Origin of the sequence: Sphingomonas parapaucimobilis NBRC 15100 (assembly GCF_000787715.1) — a bacterium.
GTDB classification, from domain to species: Bacteria; Pseudomonadota; Alphaproteobacteria; order Sphingomonadales; family Sphingomonadaceae; genus Sphingomonas; species Sphingomonas parapaucimobilis.
This window is the reverse complement of sequence record NZ_BBPI01000082.1, coordinates 1-5,067: the sequence shown is the minus strand read 5'-3', so window position 1 is coordinate 5,067 and position 5,067 is coordinate 1. Positions and strand designations below refer to the sequence as shown.

Sequence of the window (5,067 nt, the reverse complement as noted above, 5' to 3'; positions counted from 1 at the left end):
TTTCCACCAGCGCTTCGTTCGCGGTGATGCCCCACCCCCTACCCCTCCCCTGAAGGGGAGGGGCTTTTACTGTCAGATCACGCCAGGCCCAGGCCACCGACCACGAGGTCGATGATCTTGATGCCGACGAACGGCGCGATCAGGCCGCCCAGGCCATATACCGCCAGGTTGCGCGCCAGCAGCGGCCCCGCCCCCATCGGCTTGTAGGCGACCCCCTTCAGCGCCAACGGCACCAGCAGCGGGATGATCAGCGCGTTGAAGATGATCGCCGACAGGATCGCCGATTGCGGCGTCGCCAGACCCATGACGTTCAGCACGCCGAGACCCGGATAGAGCGCCACGAACATCGCCGGGATGATCGCGAAATACTTCGCCACGTCATTGGCGACCGAGAAGGTCGTCAGTGCCCCGCGCGTCATCAGCAACTGCTTGCCGAGGCCCACGACCTCGATCAGCTTGGTCGGATCGCTGTCGAGATCGACCATGTTGCCCGCCTCGCGCGCGGCCTGGGTGCCGGTGTTCATCGCCACACCGACATCCGCCTGCGCCAGCGCGGGGGCGTCGTTGGTGCCGTCGCCGCACATCGCGACCAGCTTGCCGCCTTGCTGTTCCTGGCGGATCAGCGCCAGCTTGTCCTCCGGCGTGGCTTGCGCAAGGAAGTCGTCGACGCCTGCCTCGGCGGCGATGGCGGCGGCGGTCAGCGGGTTGTCGCCGGTGATCATCACCGTGCGGATACCCATGCGGCGCAGCTCGCCGAAACGCTCGCGGATACCCGCCTTCACCACGTCCTTCAGGAAGATCGCGCCGAGCAGGCGGCCATTCTCGGCCACCGCCAGCGGGGTTCCACCCGCGCGCGCGATCTCGTCGGTGATGCGGCGCAGCTGGGTCGCCGCCGCCGTCTCGCCCAGCCCGGATGGGCGCGCAGGATCGAGTCGACCGCGCCCTTCTGGATCAGCCGGTCGCCGACCTTCACGCCCGAGATGCGGGTCTGGGCGGTGAAGGGAATGATCTCGGCATTGGCGGGCAGGCTGGCGACCGACACCTTGAACTGCTCGCGCGCCAGAACGACGATCGAGCGGCCCTCGGGGGTTTCGTCGGCAAGACTCGCCATCAACGCCGCTTCGGCCAGTGCATCGACGTCCAAGCCGCCGACGGCACGGAACTCGCTCGCCTGACGGTCGCCGATGGTGATGGTGCCCGTCTTGTCGAGCAGCAGCACATCGACGTCGCCCGCCGCCTCGACCGCACGGCCCGACTTGGCGAGCACGTTGAAGCGGACCAGACGGTCCATGCCAGCGATACCGATCGCCGACAGCAGCGCTGCGATGGTCGTCGGGATCAGGGTGATGAGCAGCGCCGCCAGGATCGCCACCGGGATGCTGCCGCCCGCGAAAGAAGCGAAGCCCGGAATGGTGCCGACCGCGATCAGGAAGATGATGGTCAGCCCGACGAGCAGGATGGTCAGCGCCACCTCGTTCGGGGTCTTATGCCGCTCGGCACCTTCGACCAGCGCGATCATGCGGTCCAGGAAGCCCTGGCCCGGATTGACGGTGACGCGCACCCGGATCTCGTCGGAGATGACGCGCGTGCCCGCCGTCACCGCTGAGCGGTCGCCGCCCGCCTCGCGGATGACCGGCGCGCTCTCGCCGGTGATCGCGGCTTCGTTGACGCTGGCGACACCCGCCACGACCTCGCCGTCCGAGGGAATCAGGTCGCCGGTCTCGACCAGCACCACGTCGCCGATCTTCAGCGCGCTGGCGGGGACATTCTCCCACTCCTGGCCAGCACCCTTCAGCCGCTTGGCGGTGAGTTCGGCCTTGGCGGCGCGCAGAGACGCCGCCTGTGCCTTGCCGCGCCCTTCGGCCAGCGCTTCGGCGAAGGTGCCGAACAGCACGGTCAGCCACAGCCAGACGACCAGTTGCAGCTTGAACCCGGTGGTCAGCCCGTCATGCCCGACGACGAGCAGGACAGTCAGCAGCGCCGCGACCACGGCGGTCACGAACATCACCGGATTGCGGATCAGCTCGCGCGGATTGAGTTTGACGAACGACGCCTTGATCGCCGGAAGCACCAGCTCCGCGGTGAACAGGCTCTTGGTAGGGGAATGGGCCATGACAGGCGCTCCCGATCAGAAGAGTTGACCGCGGATCATCGCAAGATGATCGGCGATGGGACCAAGGGCGAGGCTCGGCAGGAAGGTCAGGCCGCCCAGCACCAGCACGATGCCGACGAGCAGACCGATCCACAGCACACCCGTGGTCGGGAAGGAGCCAGCCGAGGCGGGGACATGCTTCTTCGCCGCGAGACTGCCCGCAATGGCGAGCATCGGCACGATGATGAAGAAGCGGCCTACCCACATGGCGACGCCCAACAGGCCGTCATACCAAGGGGTCGAGGCGGTCAGGCCCGCAAAGGCCGAGCCGTTGTTTGCGACCGCGCTGGTGAAGGCGTAGAGGATCTCGCCGAAACCATGCGGCCCCTTGTTGAGTGGTCCGGCCAGCCCCTGCCCCGTCACGCACGACAGCGCAGTCATCCCCAGAATGAACAGCGGCAGCACGGCGATGGCGAGGACGGCGAGCTTGACCTCGCGGCTCTCGATCTTCTTGCCGACATATTCGGGGGTGCGGCCGACCATCAGGCCCGCGACGAACACCGCGAGGATGGCGAACAGCAGGAAGCCATAGATGCCCGCACCCACGCCGCCGATGACGACTTCGCCCAGCTGCATGTTGAACAGCGGGATCATGCCGCCCAGTGCGGTGAAGCTGTCATGCATCGCATTGACCGCGCCGCACGACGCCGCCGTGGTGACGGCCGCGAACAGGGCCGAGGCGGCGACGCCGAAGCGGACCTCCTTGCCCTCCATATTGCCGCCCGCGACGCCCAGCTGGTGCAGCACGGGGTTGCCCGCCGCTTCCGCCCAATAGGCCACGGTCACACCGCCCAGGAACAGCAGGATCATCGCCGACAGGATCGCCCAGCCCTGGCGCGTGTTGCCGACCGCCTTGCCGAAGCACCAGGTCAGGCCGAAGCCGATCGTGAAGATCGACAGCATCTGGACGAGGTTGGTCAGCGCGGTCGGGTTCTCGAACGGATGCGCGCTATTGGCGTTGAAGAAGCCGCCACCATTGGTGCCGAGCATCTTGATCGCTTCCTGGCTGGCCACCGGGCCGAGCAGGATCGACTGGCGCACGCCCTCCAGCGTGTCGATATTGACCACTCCCGCCATGGTCTGCGGCACGCCGCTGGCGATCAGGAACAGCGCATAGACGACGCAGATCGGCAGCAGCAGGTACAGGGTGATGCGCGTCACATCGGCCCAGAAATTGCCGAGATGCTTCGTCTCACGCCCCGCAAAACCGCGAAACAGCGCAAAGGCCAGCGCGATGCCGGTCGCCGCCGACAGGAAGTTGTGGATGGTCAGGCCGAGCATCTGGGACAGGTTCGACATGGTCGACTCGCCGCCATAGCTTTGCCAGTTGGTGTTGGTGGTGAAGCTGATCGCGGTATTGAACGCCAGATGCGGGGTCAGCCCGGCCAGACCCTGCGGGTTGCCCGGCAGGTAGAATTGCAGGCGCAGCACCGCATAGGTCAGGACCATCAACGCGACGTTGAAGATCAGCATGTGCAGCGCATAACGCCGCCAGCCCTGCTGCGCGTTCGGGTCGATGCCCGCCAGCTTGTAGAAGCCGCGCTCGACGGGGCCGAGTACGACATGAAGGGGCGTGCGCCGCCCCTCATAGAGCGCGAACAGCCACGCGCCGACCGGTTTGGTCAGCGCGAGCAGGATCGCGACGAAGCCCAATATCAAGGCCCATCCTTGAAGCGTCATGATGCCGCCCCCTTCAGAAACGTTCGGGGCGGATCAGCACCGCCACCAGATAGACGAGAAGGCCGAGCGCGGTCAGCGCCGCCAGCCAGAGGTCGAGGGTCATGGTCTCCGCCCCCTCACGCGTGGTCGCACAGCCGGGCATAGGCGAGCGTTGCCGCCACCAAGCCCGCCATGACCAACAGCCAGATCAGATCGTCCATGTGCGATGCTCCTCAGAAACCGGCGGTGAGGGTGGCGAGGAAGGTGCTGCCCGCGATATTGCCGGTGCCGTCCTGCCCCTTGCTGAAGCTCGGCCGCAGATAGGCGGCCTTGCGGTCGGAAATGTTGGTGTCGACCCAGGACAAACCCAGCGTCAGGTTATGCCAGGTCGTGTCCGCGCCCAGCGACCAGTCCCAATAATCGCCGGTCGGCGTCGGCGCGGTGGCGTTGGGACCCAGGCCGTCCATGCCCCAGCTATGGCCGATATGCGCCTTGGCGGTGAACGGCGTGCCGTTGATCGCCGCTGCGCCGTCGCCCCAGAGATAGAGGTTGTCGCTCTTCGCGCCGGGACGGTCATAGACACCGGCGGCAGCGCTGGCGCCGTTGTTATACCACTTGCCGATCGCCTGCTGCCTGGGCGCATAGGCGACACCGGCGGTCAGCGAGACCGGGCCGGCCGTGCCCGACAGCTTGGCGAAAGGCTCGACATAGTCGGTCTTGTTCGCGCCGCCGGGATACATGTACCAGGTCAGGCCGACATCCAGCGTGCCGGTCGCGCTGACCTTGGTCTTGTAACCCCCGATCAGGTCCAACTCCATGTTCGCGCCGCCGAACGTGCCCCACCCCGCAAGGTTCGACGCCCAGGTGCCGACATAGAGGCCGCTTTCATGCGTCGCCGTGATGCCCGCCTGCACCGCCATATGCTCGTCCGACTGCGAGATGCCGCGCAGGCGATAGTCGGAGACGATCGCGGCCGATCCGCTGACGGTCACCGGCGGCGGCGCGGTCTCGGCGGTTTGCGCCGATGCGGCGGCAGGAAGCACGAACAGCGCCGTGGCGGCGCAAATGGTGATGGTCTTCATATATGCCCCTATGGACAGGCCGCCGGGATGAGTGGGGCGACCTCCAGGGCCGAGCAATTAGGCGCGTGGGGCGTAGCAATTCGAGGGTGATCCCCCGGTTTCGCATATAGACGGCGTATAGTTGGCCCCAATCCTCCCCGGTACGGGGAGGGGGACCAGCGAAGCTGGTGGAGG

At 66.7% G+C, this 5,067-nt stretch carries 3 protein-coding genes and 1 pseudogene; all 4 read right to left on the bottom strand.

The genetic code is table 11. The features are described from left to right. Positions 1–77: 77 nt before the first annotated feature. A pseudogene (gene kdpB / locus SP5_RS15255) lies at positions 78–2,113 on the bottom strand (potassium-transporting ATPase subunit KdpB). A 15-nt stretch (positions 2,114–2,128) separates the two neighbouring features. Beyond that, entirely contained in the window at positions 2,129–3,832 is a 1,704-nt protein-coding gene (gene kdpA / locus SP5_RS15250) for a potassium-transporting ATPase subunit KdpA (protein ID WP_042490400.1), read from the bottom strand. Positions 3,833–3,845: 13 nt separating this feature from the next. Next, positions 3,846–3,935, bottom strand: a complete 90-nt coding sequence (gene kdpF, locus SP5_RS15245; protein ID WP_037531783.1) for a K(+)-transporting ATPase subunit F — start codon at positions 3,933–3,935, stop codon at positions 3,846–3,848. A 109-nt stretch (positions 3,936–4,044) separates the two neighbouring features. Then, positions 4,045–4,893, bottom strand: coding sequence for a TorF family putative porin (locus SP5_RS15240; protein ID WP_042490399.1), 849 nt, complete (start codon positions 4,891–4,893; stop codon positions 4,045–4,047). Positions 4,894–5,067: the final 174 nt, after the last annotated feature.